Origin of the sequence: Massilia sp. LjRoot122 (assembly GCF_964252725.1) — a bacterium.
GTDB lineage: Bacteria > Pseudomonadota > Gammaproteobacteria > Burkholderiales > Burkholderiaceae_D > Telluria.
On sequence record NZ_CAXUPB020000001.1, the window covers coordinates 3947686 to 3960637 of the forward strand.

Below are 12952 nucleotides of genomic sequence, written 5' to 3' on the forward strand. Positions count from 1 at the left end.
GTCTCTTTCATCAATGTCGCTCCACCCACATCAGGGCCCCGATCGCCAGCAGCAGGAACAGCAGGCTGGGTGCGGCCGCCGTGAAGAAGGCCGGCAGCGCGGTCAGCACGCCCAGGTTCGAGAACAGTGCGTTCAGCAGCAGGAAGCTCACGCCGATCATGATGCCAACGAAAATCTTGAGGCTCACGCCGCCGCTGCGCGTGTGCAGGTAGGCGAAGGGCAGCGCCAGCGCCATCAGGACCATGATCGACAGCGGATCGATGATCTTCTTCCAGAACGCCACCTTGAAGCGTCCGGTCTCCTGGCGATTCTCGGCCAGGTGACGCGTGTACACGGCCAGTTCGTTGGCCGACATGCGCTCGGGGTCGGAACGCGACACCGACAGGATCTTGGGCGTGATCTCGGAAGCCAGGTCGAGGGTATCGAGCTTGCGGGTGGCGACGGCGGCGGTCTCCTGGCCGAAGCTGGCTGCGATCGACTGGCCTTGCGGCACCGGCGCACCCGGCGCGGGCAGCGTGCGGCTGTTCGAGAACATCGTCTCGCTGACACCGCGCAGGCGCCAGGTATTGTTGCCGAGGTAGCTGCCGGCGCTGGCGGTGATCACGGCACGCATGCGCATGTTGGCGTCGAATTCGTACAGGCGCACGTCGACCAGCTGGCCGTCGGAACGGATCTGGCGCACATTGAAGAAGCGCGTGCCGATCACCGGTCCCTTGACGCCCTCGGCATGGATGCTGTCCTTGGTCCACATCCCTGAGCGGAACTCGGCCGACAGGGTTGAGCCCTTGGCGGCCAGGCGCACGCGCTCGGCCAGCGGCGCCGTGCGCGGGGTGATCAGCTCGCCGAACACGAAGGTGATCAGGACGAACACCAGGCCCACCTTGAACAGCATCCAGGCCGCCATCCGCGTCGACATCGAGGAGGCGCGCATGATGGTGAACTCGGAACTGGAGGCGAACTGCGCCATCGTGTAGATGGTGCCGATCAGGGCCGCCACCGGCATCACCTGGTACACGTTGCCCGGCACCAGCAGCAGCACGTAGATCAGGGCGTGCTGGAATTCGTAGCCGCCCTTGCCCACCGACGGCAGTTCGCTGGTCAGGTCCATGAAGGAGATCAGGGCGAGGAAGGCGACCAGCACGAAGGCGACCGCCTGTGCGATGTTGACCGCGAAGTAGCGTTGCAGGACCGTCATTCCGCCTCCGCCTTGGCCAGCGGTGCCGCTGCCTTGCCGTTTCCGCGACTCGCCAGCTTGCGCCGCTTCCAGGCGCCGAGCAGCGCCAGCGGATGCCAGCGGTGGTTGACGTTCAGGCGCCAGGCGAACAGCCCCAGCACCGTGAGCCCGGCCGCCAGGTGCAGCGGCCACCATGCCACCTCGAATTCGAGCTTGGCGCGCTTGACGCTGTTCTCCATCATTTTATTCAGGTTCAGGTAGGTGAAGAAGATCAGCAGGGCCAGGATCATGTTGGCGGAACTGCCCGCGCGCGGGTTGACGAAGCCGAGCGGGATCGCCAGCAGCATCAGCACCAGGCAGATGATCGGCGCCGAAATACGCGCCAGCAGTTCGGCGCGGGTGTACTGGTTGTCGTGCTGCAGCAGCACCGAGGTCGGGAGCGCGTTGCTGGGCGTGTCGGTGCCCAGCACCGGCGCCTTGGTCGCGACGCGCATCTTGTAGCGCTCGAACTCCATCGACTGGAAGTCGGCCTGCCCCGGGATGCCCTGGTAGCGCCGTCCAGTGCTCAGCACCAGGTACTGGCCGCCCTTGGCGTCGGCCTCGATGACGCCTTCCTTGGCGACGACGATCGAGGTGTTGCCGTTCTTGTCCTGCGAATTCACGAACACGTTCTGCACCACGGTGGCGCCGGTGGTCGAGCGTTCGACGAAGAACACGCGGTCGGCCGACGAGGATTCGCGGAACTGCCCGGGCGCCACCCGCTTGAGGTCTTCGCGCTTCTGGAAGCGCTCGACGAATTCGACACGCTTCATCGCAGCCCAGGGCGTGACCAGCAGCGACAGGGTGGCGACCACCACCAGGATCGGCAGGCCGAAGGTCAGGACCGGGCGGATCCAGCGCATCAGCGACATGCCGGAGGCGAACCAGACGACCATCTCGGAATCGCGGTAGCTGCGCGTGACCGCGGCCAGCACCGAAATGAACACGGTGAGCGTGAGGATGGTGGGCAGGTAATTCAGGATGGCGAATCCGATCAGGGCCAGCACGTCGGCCGGATCGACCTTGCCGCCGGCGGCCGTGCCGAGGACCTTGATGAGCGTCCAGGTGACCAGGATCGTGAACAGCACCGTAAAGGTGGCGCCGGCCGAACTGGCCAATTCACGTTGCAGGGCGCGTCGAAAGATCATTCAATAATAGCTATAATTGCAGGTTAGGCACGTAGTTCGCAAATGAGCCGCGAAAATCAAACCGGAGAACCAAAAATGGACTTTAGCATAAAAGCATTCGACACCAAGAACACCCTGGCCTCTGCGAAAGCCGGCGTCGTGGCGGTTGCCGTGTTCGAAAACAAGAAGCTGTCGCAGGCTGCCAGGGCGCTGGACGCCAGTGGCGAGATCAGCGCGGCGGTCAAGTCCGGCGACATCAGCGGCAAGGCCGGTTCGACCCTGCTGCTGCGCGGCGTGACCGGCGTCGCCGCGGCCCGCGTGCTGCTGGTTGGCATGGGCACGGACGAAGCGGTGAGCGAAAAGAGCTTCAGCACCGCCGTCGGCGCCGCCCTGAAGGTGTTCGGCACCCTGGGCAGCCAGGATGCCATTATCGCATTCCCGATCGCGGATGTGAAAGAGCGGGACATCAACTGGGCCGTGCGTCTACTGGTGATCGCGGCCAACGAGACCGAACACCGTACTGATACCCAGAAGAGCAAGAAGGACCCGGCGCCCGCCGGCGTGCGCAAGATCGTCATCGCCGCCGACGCCGCGAATGCCGCCACCCAGCTCAAGGGCACCCTGACCCAGGCCGTCGCGATCTCGAACGGCATGGCGCTGACCAAGGAACTGGGCAACCTGTCGCCGAACGTCTGCACCCCGACCTACCTGGCGAATACCGCGCGCCAGCTGGCCGATCAATTCGGCTTCGAGATCGAAGTCCTGGAACGCAAGCAGCTCGAAGCGCTGAAGATGGGCAGCTTCCTGTCGGTGGCCAAGGGCAGCGACGAAGCGCCGAAGTTCATCGTCCTGAAGCACATGGGCGGCAACAAGAAGGATGCACCGACCGTCCTGGTCGGCAAGGGCATCACCTTCGACACCGGCGGCATCTCGATCAAGCCGGGTCCGAACATGGACGAGATGAAGTACGACATGTGCGGCGCCGGCTCGGTGCTGGGCACCTTCCGCGCGATCGGCGAGATGGGCCTGAAGCTGAACGTGATCGGCATCGTGGCGGCCTGCGAGAACATGCCGTCGGGCCGCGCCTCGAAGCCGGGCGACATCGTGACCTCGATGAACGGCCTCACCATCGAGATCCTGAATACCGACGCCGAAGGCCGCCTGATCCTGTGCGACGCCCTCACCTACGCCGAGCGCTTCAAGCCGGCCGCCGTGGTCGACATCGCGACCCTGACCGGCGCCTGCATCGTGGCCCTGGGCCACCATACCAGCGGCCTGTTCACGCGCCACGACGAGGAACACGACGCGCTGGCGCAGGAACTGCTGGACGCCGGCAAGCAGGCCGGCGACGTGGCATGGCGCTTCCCGCTGGGCGAGAACTACAACGAGCAGCTGAAGTCGAACTTCGCCGACCTGGCCAACATCGGCACCCCGGGCGCGGCCTCGATCACCGCGGCCTGCTTCCTGGAGAACTTCACCCGCAAGTACACCTGGGCCCACCTCGACATCGCCGGCACCGCCTGGAAGTCGGGCGCCGCCAAGGGCGCGACCGGGCGTCCGGTGCCGCTGCTGACCACCTTCCTGATGAACCGCGTCTGATATATTGCTCCACCAAGGAAAACAGCCCCGCTTGCGGGGCTGTTTTCGTTCCAGGGGCCGACGGCGTCAGAACACGGCGCTGTCGACCCGCTGCGCCGCCGCCAGTTCCTCGCGCGTCTGCGCCGGCGCCATGAGCACCGTCAGGTTGGCCGGATAGGACCAGCCGGCACCCGAATACTTGTCCACCGCCAGGCCCATGCCGGCGCTGATGACCACGTTGCCCATCAGGCTCATCGCGTCGGGGCGCGAGCCGAAGGCTTCCTGCGCCATGCCCATGCCAGCCTTCTTGCAGCTGACGACGAGCGGCTCGGCGCTGCGCGCAATGGTGACCCGCCCGGGCGCCACGACGAACCAGCGCCCCAGGTTATTGCTCAGCAGGCAGCCCACCCCGCCGACTTCCTGGTAGTCGAGCACGGCGTGCAGTTCGACCTGCTGCTGCAGGGGAGCGTCGGACACGGTGGCGCAGCCGCCCAGGAAGAGCGGCGCAATCAAGAAAGAGAGGAAGAAATTCCGGGAAAAACGCGACATGGGACCCGCCAGAGTGCTGTATGTCCCATTAACGGCAGGCAAGAGCAGATACTGAAGGGCCGCTACGCTATTCGTCCGCTGCGGGGAGTGGCGCAAAGCGCGGCATGGCCGTGCCGTCGACGCTGACGGTCTCGAAGAAAGCGGCGCGCGGACGCACCCAGACCGCGCCATCCTGGCCGCGGTACACCATCACGGGCGTATGATCCGCCTCCAGCACGGCTTCGCAGACCAGTTCATAGATGCCGCCCTTGTAGTGGCGGTAGCGCCGGGCGGGCGACATCAGGCCTTGCTGTCGGCCAGGTCCTTCTGCTTCTTCTTGAGGTTCTGGATGACTTTCAGCACGCCTTCCATGCCGGCGGCCTCGTCCAGCTCACTGAAGGCGTCGAGCACTTCGTTGAGCACACGGTTGCGCACCATGGCCTCGTCCTGCGTGACCGCAGGCTTGGTCTCGGCTTCCTTGGCGAATTTCGACGGCGCCTCGGCCGCAGCCTTGGCGCCATGCGTCAGGGCAGCCTGCCAGATCACCCAGCGGCGCTGGGTTTCATAGACGAGGTATTCCTCGGGCTTGTCTTCGCGGCGGCGGGTGATATGGCCTTCGCGTTGGGCCCACGCTTCGAATGCAGTGCGCATTTCTGTCCTTTGTAAATCGGCGTTCGGGTTCATCTGCTATCGAAAAAACAAGATTTCGAATAGTACCACTTTGCACCGTGCCAACATGTCCGCACGATTCAGCGGAAACAATGACAACCGAACTTGTTTCTCAATCTGCAAATAGTACAAGGTTAGTTGCACTAGCGCAATAACTATATTCCCACACGGAAACAGTGTTAAATACTGTGATGCTAGTTTAATGCTTTTACGAACATTTTTACAGCCCGTTTTCAGGAATTTACCAACTTATTTATTATTCTATTAATTCATTTTAGCATAGTGAATTGCATAGTACACAATTGTAATAGCTTATCTATTAACAGTTTCCCGTGGTCTAGCATAAATACAACTGTCATATCAGGGGTTTTATCCAGCCTGCATAAGCCGGACGGACCGGCCGGCTTTCCGCTCATCTTGCAAACGGTTATGATGCCGCCTTCGACCACCTACCTGCCCGCACATGAAGATCGCCACCTGGAACGTCAACTCGCTGAAAGTCCGCCTCCAGCACCTGCTCACCTGGCTGGAAGCCAATCCGGTCGACGTCCTGTGCATCCAGGAGACCAAGCTCACCGACGACAAGTTTCCGCTGGCCGAGATCAATGCGGCCGGCTACCAGGTCGCCTTCACCGGCCAAAAGACCTATAACGGCGTGGCCATCCTGTCGAAGCATCCTATCGAAGACGTCCAGAAAGGCAACCCGCATTTCGAGGACGAGCAGCAGCGCCTGATCGCCGCGACCATCGCCGGCATGCGCATCATCTGCGCCTACGTGGTGAACGGACAGGAAATCGGCAGCGACAAATTCGCGTACAAGATGGCCTGGCTGGCCGGACTGCGCGAATGGGTGGCGGAAGAAATGCGCAGCCACCCGCAACTGGCCGTCCTGGGCGACTACAACATCGCGCCGGAAGCAGGCGACGTGCACGACCCGGCCGAATGGGAAAACCACATCCACTTCACGCCGCCGGAGCGTGCCGCGCTCCAGGAGCTGATGGCGCTCGGCCTGGCGGACGCCTTCCGCCTGTTCGAACAGCCGGAAAAACAGTACAGCTGGTGGGATTACCGCCAGATGGCCTTCCGCCGCAACCGCGGCCTGCGCATCGACCACATCCTGCTCACCGGCGAACTGGCGAAACGCTGCACGGCCTGCCATATCGACCGCGAGACCCGCAAATGGGAGCAGCCGTCGGACCATGCGCCGGTGGTGGCGACGCTGGGCGCCTGAGCTAGCCCTCGATCATCCCCATCACCGAACTGACCAGCAGCCGCGCCGCGTCGCCCGCGGGCAGCGGCCGCGCGAACAGATAGCCCTGGGCGAACTGGCAGCCATAGCCGCCCAGCAGGGCATACTGCCCTTCCGTCTCGACACCCTCGGCCACCACCGACAAGCCCAGGCTGTTCGCCAGCGCCATCACGGCCGCCACGATGGCACGGTCTTCCGAACTGGCTTCCAACTCGCGCACGAAGGCGCGGTCGATCTTGATCTTGCGGACCGGGAAGCGCTTCAGGTAGGCCAGGCTCGAGTAGCCGGTGCCGAAGTCGTCGATCGACAGGCGCATGCCCATGCCGTTGATCTGACGCAGGATGTCGAGGGTCCGCCCGCCATGCTGCATCAGCGCGGTCTCGGTGATCTCGAATTCCAGCAGCGAAGGGTCGATGCCGGTCTCGCCGACGATGCGGCGCATCGAGGCCAGCAGCCCGTCATGCATGAACTGGCGCGCCGACAGGTTGATCGCGAGCGGCACCGCAGCCAGTCCGCGGCGCTGCCAGGCCATGCTCTGCTCGCAGGCCGTGTGGATCACCCACTCGCCGACCGGCACGATCATCCCGTTCTCTTCCAGGATTGGGATGAACTCGTCCGGCCCCACCAGCATCTCCCCTCCCCTGCGCCAACGCAGCAGCACTTCGAGGGCATGCAGGCGGCGCGAGACGGCGTCGACGATGGGCTGGTAGTGCAGCTCGAATTCCCCGCGCGCGAGCGCGCCGCGCAGGCTGGACTCCAGTTCGAAGCGGCGCGCCGCCGCCTGGTTCATGCGCTGGTCGAAGAACTGGTAGTTGTTGCGCCCGGCCGCCTTGGCGTGGTACATCGCGGCGTCGGCATGGCGCATCAGTGTCTCGACGTCGTTGCCGTCCTCCGGGCACAGGCAGATGCCGATCGAGGGCGAGATGTGCAGGCTGTGGCCCTCGAGCGGAAACGGGGTGGCCAGGGCCTCGATGATCTTGTCGCCCACCGCGGCGCAATCCCGGGCGCCGCCGACGTCCGGCAGCAGAATCACGAACTCGTCGCCGCCCAGGCGCGCCACGGTGTCGCTGTCGCGCACCGCCGTGCACAGGCGCCGCGCGACCTCGCGCAGCAGCTGGTCGCCGGTGGCGTGGCCGAGCGAATCGTTGATGGTCTTGAAGCGGTCGAGGTCGAGGAACATCACCGCCAGCTGGCGATCATTGCGATTGGCCGAGCGCAGGGCGCAGTCGAGCCGGTCGGACAGCAGCGCGCGGTTCGGCAGCCCGGTCAGGCTGTCATGGTAGGCCATGTGGTGCACGCGCGCCTCGGCCTGGCGGCGTTCGGCGATTTCTTCCTGCAGCAGCGCATTCGCCCCGGCCAGCTCGGCGGTGCGTTCGGCCACCCGGACCTCGAGCTCGTCGCGCGCGCGCCGGATCGCATCGGCCGCCTCGCGCCCTGCGGTGACGTCGTCGATCAGCCAGACGCTGCGTCCGGCCTTGTCAAGCGCGTCGAACAGGCGGCCCGACAGGCGCGCCCAGAAGCGGCTGCCGTCGCGCCGCGCCATCTGGTATTCCGCCGTGTGCACCTGGCCGGCCTCGAAACTGCGCGCGGTATCCAGGCGCGCCATCTTCCAGCTGGCCTCGTCCGGGTACAGGCTGCGCACCGGGGTGCCGTCCATGCCGCCGGCAGGACTGCCGAACAGCTCTTCCATCTTGCTGTTGCAGTGCAGGGTGACCCCGTCCTCCACCACCGCGATGCCGAGCACCGCGTTGTCGAGGATCGCGCGGTTCTCCATCAGAGCGTTGCGCAGCTGGATTTCGTCGGCACGCTCGCGGGTGCGGTCCTCGAACATCCAGATCGCCCCCAGCTCCGGATCCTCGGGACTGAACAGGTAGCCGTTCAGCTGTCCCCAGATGCGCGAGCCGTCCTTGCGCACCAGCTCAGTCTCGGCGCGATAGGGAATGCCGCTTGCCAGCTGCGGATAGACACTCATGCCGAAGTCCTGCCAGGCCTGGTCGTCCGGATAGACGATGCGGGTCGAGCGGCCCAGGGCCTCGCCGTCGCGGTAGCCGAACATCGCGGCGAAGGCCGGGTTGTAGCGCTGGATGACGCGGTTGCGCGTGTACATGATGCCGATCGTGGCGTTCTGCATGATCGCCTGCACCTCGAACAGCGTCTGGCGCACCTCGGTCACGTCCTCGGCGATCCAGATGGTGCCGGCCTCGCGCGCCGCGGGATCGACCGCGCGGCCGCGCAGGCGCGCCCACATGATCGAACCGTCGCGCCGGCGGAACGGATACTCGCCCTTTTCGAACAGGCCGCCGGCGGCCAGCACCGGATAGGCTTCCGCGACCAGGGCCTGGTAGGCCTCGGGGCTGTCGAAGATGTCGGCGGGACTCAGGCGGCTCAGTTCGGAATACGAATAGTCGAGCATCTCGCAGATGCGCGGGTTGCAGGACTTGAACTGGCCCGGCAAGGTGAAGATGATGCCGACCGGCGCATTCTCCAGGATGGCATGCTGGTCGCGCAGGGCGATGCGCAGCATCTCCTGTTCGAGATCCGGCACCTCGATAGCGGGAGCCTCGGTGGGCGCGTTAGCGGCTGCGAGCGAAAGCCCGCCGGAGTGTCGGTCCATGGTGTTTCTTGATTGTCTCTCGGCTAACTTGCCATTTAGCAATCATAAACCACAAACCGACCATGCTCCAAATTCAAGTTTCCTCGAAATAGTCGCCGGGAACGCGTACCCAGCCTTCCATCAGCACGCGGGCGCTGCGGCTCATGATCGCCTTGGCCACGCTCCATTCGCCGTTCGACTGCACCGCTTCGGCGCCGACGCGCAGGGTGCCGGACGGGTGGCCGAAACGCACGGCGCTGCGCTCGCCGCCGCCGGCCGCCAGGTTGACCAGGGTGCCCGGAATGGCGGCGGCGGTGCCGATCGCCACCGCTGCCGTGCCCATCATCGCGTGGTGCAGCTTGCCCATCGAGAGCGCGCGCACCAGCAGGTCGACGTCGCCGGCATTCACCGCCTTGCCGCTGGAGGCGACGTAGTTCGCCGGTTTGGCGACGAAGGCCACCTTCGGCGTGTGCTGGCGCTTGCCCGCTTCCTCGATGCTCGAGATCAGGCCCATGCGCAGCGCGCCGTGGGCGCGGATGGTCTCGAACATGGCCAGCGCGCGCGGGTCGCCGTTGATGGCTTCCTGCAGCTCGGTGCCCTTGTAGCCGATCGCTTCCGCATTCACGAAGATGGTCGGGATGCCGGCATTGATCATGGTCGCCTGCAGCAGGCCGACGCCCGGGACGTCCAGCTCGTCGACCAGGTTCCCGGTCGGGAACATCGAATTTGCCACACCCGCGCCGGCGCCCTCCTCCTCGGCCGCCGGGTCGAGGAATTCGAGCTGCACCTCGGCCGCCGGGAAGGTCACGCCGTCGAGTTCGAACTCGCCGGTTTCCTGCACTTCGCCTTGTGTCATCGGGACGTGGGCGATGATAGTCTTGCCGATGTTGGCCTGCCAGATGCGCACCGTGGCCATGCCGTCCCGCGGCAGGCGCTCAGGGTCGACCAGGCCGCTGGCGATGGCGAAGGAGCCGACCGCCGACGACAGGTTGCCGCAGTTGCCGCTCCAGTCGACGAAGGGCTTGTCGATCGAGACCTGGCCGAACAGGTAGTCGACGTCGTGGTCCGCTTGTTCGCTCCTGGCGACGATCACGGCCTTGCTGGTGCTCGAGGTGGCGCCGCCCATGCCGTCGATCTGCTTGCCGTAGGGGTCGGGGCTGCCGATCACGCGCAGCAGGAGCGCGTCGCGCGCCGGTCCGGGCACGCGCGCGGCTTCGGGCAGGTCTTGCAGGCGGAAGAAGACGCCCTTGCTGGTGCCGCCACGCATATAGGTGGCGGGGATTTTGATTTGGGGGGTGTGGGCCATGGACGAATCTCTTATGCTGCGGCTTTCGGCGCCGACGATTCGAGGAAATCCTGCGCGAAACGCTGCAGCACGCCGCCCGCTTCGTAGATCGCCACTTCCTCGGCGGTGTCCAGACGGCAGGTCACCAAGACCTCCAGGCGTTCGCCGTTCCTGCGGTGGATGACCAGCGTGAGATCGGTGCGCGGGGTACGCGCGCCGGTCACGTCGAAGGTCTCGGTGCCGTCAAGCCCCAAGCTCAGGCGGTTCACGCCCGGCTTGAACTCGAGCGGCAACACGCCCATGCCGACCAGGTTGGTACGGTGGATGCGTTCGAAGCCTTCGGCCACGATCGCTTCCACGCCCGCCAGCCGCACGCCCTTGGCCGCCCAGTCGCGCGAGGAGCCCTGGCCGTAGTCGGCGCCGGCGATCACGATCAGCGGCTGCTTGCGCTCCATGTAGGTCTCGATCGCTTCCCACATGCGGGTAACCGTGCCTTCCGGCTCGACGCGTGCCAGCGAACCGGCCTTCACATTGCCCATCGCGTCGCGCACCATCTCGTTCTTCAGCGTCGGGTTGGCAAAGGTGGCGCGCTGCGCGGTCAGGTGGTCGCCGCGGTGGGTGGCGTAGGAGTTGAAGTCCTCTTCCGGCAGGCCCATCTTCGCCAGGTATTCGCCGGCGGCCGAATCCAGCATGATCGCGTTCGAGGGCGACAGGTGGTCGGTGGTGATGTTGTCGCCCAGGACCGCCAGCGGACGCATGCCGGCAAGCGTGCGCTCACCGGCCAGCGCGCCTTCCCAGTAGGGCGGACGGCGGATGTAGGTGCTCTGCGGACGCCAGTCGTACAGCGGGCTGACCTTCTCGCCATCGTCGGCGACGCGCGCGAACATCGGCGTGTAGACCTTGCGGAACTGCTCCGGCTTGACGCTGCTTTCCACGATCGCGTCGATTTCCTCGTCGCTCGGCCACAGGTCGGCCAGGCGGATCTCTTTGCCCGAGGCGTCGACGCCCAGCACATCCTTCTCGATATCGAAGCGGATGGTGCCGGCAATGGCGTAGGCCACCACCAGCGCCGGCGAAGCCAGGAAGGCCTGCTTGGCATACGGGTGGATGCGGCCGTCGAAGTTGCGGTTGCCCGACAGGACCGCGGTCGCGTACAGGTCGCGCTCGATGATCTCCTGCTGGATGGTCGGATCGAGCGCGCCGCTCATGCCGTTGCAGGTGGTGCAGGCAAAGGCCACGACGCCGAAGCCCAGCTTTTCCAGCTCCGGCATCAGGCCGGCTTCTTCCAGGTACAGGGCCACGGCCTTGGAACCCGGCGCGAGCGAACTCTTGACCCAGGGCTTGCGCAGCAGGCCGGCGCGGTTGGCGTTGCGCGCGATCAGGCCGGCCGCGACCATGTTGCGCGGGTTGTTGGTGTTGGTGCAGCTGGTGATGGCGGCGATGATCACGGCGCCGTCCGGCATCAGGCCCGCTTCGTTCTCGACCACCCCGGAAATGCCGCGCGCCGCCAGTTCGGAGGTCGGTACGCGATTGTGCGGGTTCGACGGTCCGGCGATGTTGCGCACCACGCTCGACAGGTCGAAGGACAGCACGCGCTCGTACTGGGCGGTCTCGAGGCTGTCGGCCCACAGGCCGGCTTCCTTGGCGTAGGCCTCGACCAGGTGCACGGTCTCTTCCTCGCGGCCGGTCAGGCGCAGGTACTTGATGGTCTGCTCGTCGATGTAGAACATCGCGGCGGTGGCGCCGAATTCCGGCGCCATGTTCGAGATCGTGGCGCGGTCGCCCAGGGTCAGGGCGGACGCCCCTTCGCCGTAGAACTCGAGGTAGGCGGAGACGACTTTCGACTTGCGCAGGAACTCGGTCAGCGCCAGCACGATGTCGGTGGCGGTGATGCCCGGTTGCGGCTTGCCGGTCAGCTCGACGCCGACGATGTCCGGCAGGCGCATGTACGAGGCGCGGCCCAGCATGACGCTTTCCGCTTCCAGGCCGCCCACGCCGATCGCGATCACGCCCAGGGCGTCGACCATCGGGGTGTGGGAGTCGGTGCCGACCAGGGTGTCCGGATAGGCCACGCCCTTCTCGGACTGGATCACCGGCGACATGCGCTCAAGGTTGATCTGGTGCAGGATGCCGTTCCCCGGCGGGATCACGTCGACGTTCTGGAAGGCCTTCTTGGTCCACTCGATGAAGTGGAAGCGGTCTTCGTTGCGGCGGTCTTCGATGGCGCGGTTCTTGGCGAAGGCGTCCGGATCGAAGCCTCCGCACTCGACGGCCAGCGAGTGGTCGACCACCAGCTGGGTCGGGACCACCGGATTGACCAGGGCCGGGTCGCCGCCTTGCGCGGCGATGGCGTCGCGCAGGCCGGCCAGGTCGACCAGGGCGGTCTGGCCCAGGATGTCGTGGCAGACCACGCGTGCCGGGAACCAGGGGAAGTCGAGCTCGCGCTTGCGTTCGATGATCTGCTTGAGCGCATCTGGCATGCTGGCCGGGTCGCAGCGGCGGACCAGGTTCTCGGCCAGCACGCGCGAGGTGTAGGGCAGCGTGTCATAGGCGCCGGGCTGGATGGCGTCGACCGCGGCGCGCGTGTCGAAGTAGTCCAGCGAGGTGCCCGGGAGGGGTTTGCGGTGATTGGTGTTCATCATGGTGATGCTCGATATAGCCAGATTGATCAGCTAACCGTAAGACCGTCATCCCGGCGAAGGCCGGGATC

Annotated in this window: 10 protein-coding genes; 2 read left to right on the forward strand and 8 right to left on the reverse strand. The window is 65.5% G+C overall.

The window, feature by feature from the left end; all coding sequences use genetic code 11:
- Positions 1-10: 10 nt before the first annotated feature.
- Both lptG and lptF read right to left on the reverse strand, forming a co-directional pair.
- Positions 11-1195 carry an LPS export ABC transporter permease LptG gene (gene lptG / locus ACSQ25_RS17285; protein WP_436106905.1) on the reverse strand — a complete coding sequence of 395 codons (1185 nt, stop codon included), beginning with the start codon at positions 1193-1195 and terminating at the stop codon, positions 11-13.
- On the reverse strand, positions 1192-2361 hold the full coding sequence (lptF, locus tag ACSQ25_RS17290) for an LPS export ABC transporter permease LptF (RefSeq protein WP_436106906.1): 1170 nt from the start codon (positions 2359-2361) through the stop codon (positions 1192-1194). Before lptF ends, lptG begins: the two co-directional genes overlap by 4 nt.
- Before the next feature lie 75 nt (positions 2362-2436).
- Here lptF and ACSQ25_RS17295 point away from each other — a divergent pair, with 75 nt between their 5' ends.
- Positions 2437-3939 (forward strand): leucyl aminopeptidase, encoded by a 1503-nt coding sequence (locus tag ACSQ25_RS17295; RefSeq protein ID WP_436106907.1) that lies wholly within the window; start codon positions 2437-2439, stop codon positions 3937-3939.
- A 66-nt stretch (positions 3940-4005) separates the two neighbouring features.
- Here ACSQ25_RS17295 and ACSQ25_RS17300 read toward each other — a convergent pair whose 3' ends face one another.
- From ACSQ25_RS17300 to ACSQ25_RS17310, 3 genes are all read right to left on the reverse strand, one after another.
- Positions 4006-4467, reverse strand: a complete 462-nt coding sequence (locus tag ACSQ25_RS17300) for a hypothetical protein (protein ID WP_436106908.1) — start codon at positions 4465-4467, stop codon at positions 4006-4008.
- A gap of 67 nt (positions 4468-4534) precedes the next feature.
- Positions 4535-4747 carry a DUF1653 domain-containing protein gene (locus tag ACSQ25_RS17305; protein ID WP_436106909.1) on the reverse strand — a complete coding sequence of 71 codons (213 nt, stop codon included), beginning with the start codon at positions 4745-4747 and terminating at the stop codon, positions 4535-4537.
- A complete protein-coding gene (locus tag ACSQ25_RS17310; RefSeq protein WP_436106910.1) occupies positions 4747-5097 on the reverse strand; it encodes a hypothetical protein in 351 nt (116 codons plus the stop codon). The genes ACSQ25_RS17305 and ACSQ25_RS17310 overlap by 1 nt, the downstream gene beginning before the upstream one ends.
- Positions 5098-5578: 481 nt before the next feature.
- Between ACSQ25_RS17310 and xth the strand changes: the two genes are divergently transcribed.
- The gene (gene xth / locus ACSQ25_RS17315) at positions 5579-6346 is read left to right on the forward strand and encodes an exodeoxyribonuclease III (protein WP_436106911.1); all 768 of its coding nucleotides are present in this window, start codon (positions 5579-5581) and stop codon (positions 6344-6346) included.
- Position 6347: 1 nt separating this feature from the next.
- Here xth and ACSQ25_RS17320 read toward each other — a convergent pair whose 3' ends face one another.
- The 3 genes from ACSQ25_RS17320 to acnD all read right to left on the reverse strand — a co-directional run bounded on the left by ACSQ25_RS17320 (position 6348) and on the right by acnD (position 12881).
- Complete coding sequence (locus ACSQ25_RS17320) at positions 6348-8978, reverse strand: sensor domain-containing protein (protein ID WP_436106912.1); 2631 nt, start codon at positions 8976-8978, stop codon at positions 6348-6350.
- A 73-nt stretch (positions 8979-9051) separates the two neighbouring features.
- Positions 9052-10263: a 2-methylaconitate cis-trans isomerase PrpF gene (gene prpF, locus ACSQ25_RS17325; RefSeq protein WP_436106913.1), complete on the reverse strand. Its 1212-nt coding sequence runs from the start codon at positions 10261-10263 to the stop codon at positions 9052-9054.
- Positions 10264-10274: 11 nt separating this feature from the next.
- Positions 10275-12881 carry a Fe/S-dependent 2-methylisocitrate dehydratase AcnD gene (gene acnD, locus ACSQ25_RS17330; RefSeq protein WP_436108097.1) on the reverse strand — a complete coding sequence of 869 codons (2607 nt, stop codon included), beginning with the start codon at positions 12879-12881 and terminating at the stop codon, positions 10275-10277.
- Positions 12882-12952: the final 71 nt, after the last annotated feature.

Excerpts from the sequence above, each read along its gene's own strand:
- ACSQ25_RS17310 (WP_436106910.1), bottom strand. The coding sequence starts at position 5,097 with ATGCGCACTGCATTCGAAGCGTGGGCCCAACGCGAAGGCCATATCACC.
- prpF (WP_436106913.1), bottom strand. The coding sequence starts at position 10,263 with ATGGCCCACACCCCCCAAATCAAAATCCCCGCCACCTATATGCGTGGC.
- xth (WP_436106911.1), top strand. The coding sequence starts at position 5,579 with ATGAAGATCGCCACCTGGAACGTCAACTCGCTGAAAGTCCGCCTCCAG.
- ACSQ25_RS17305 (WP_436106909.1), bottom strand. The coding sequence starts at position 4,747 with ATGTCGCCCGCCCGGCGCTACCGCCACTACAAGGGCGGCATCTATGAA.
- ACSQ25_RS17300 (WP_436106908.1), bottom strand. The coding sequence starts at position 4,467 with ATGTCGCGTTTTTCCCGGAATTTCTTCCTCTCTTTCTTGATTGCGCCG.
- acnD (WP_436108097.1), bottom strand. The coding sequence starts at position 12,881 with ATGAACACCAATCACCGCAAACCCCTCCCGGGCACCTCGCTGGACTAC.
- ACSQ25_RS17295 (WP_436106907.1), top strand. The coding sequence starts at position 2,437 with ATGGACTTTAGCATAAAAGCATTCGACACCAAGAACACCCTGGCCTCT.
- lptF (WP_436106906.1), bottom strand. The coding sequence starts at position 2,361 with ATGATCTTTCGACGCGCCCTGCAACGTGAATTGGCCAGTTCGGCCGGC.
- ACSQ25_RS17320 (WP_436106912.1), bottom strand. The coding sequence starts at position 8,978 with ATGGACCGACACTCCGGCGGGCTTTCGCTCGCAGCCGCTAACGCGCCC.
- lptG (WP_436106905.1), bottom strand. The coding sequence starts at position 1,195 with ATGACGGTCCTGCAACGCTACTTCGCGGTCAACATCGCACAGGCGGTC.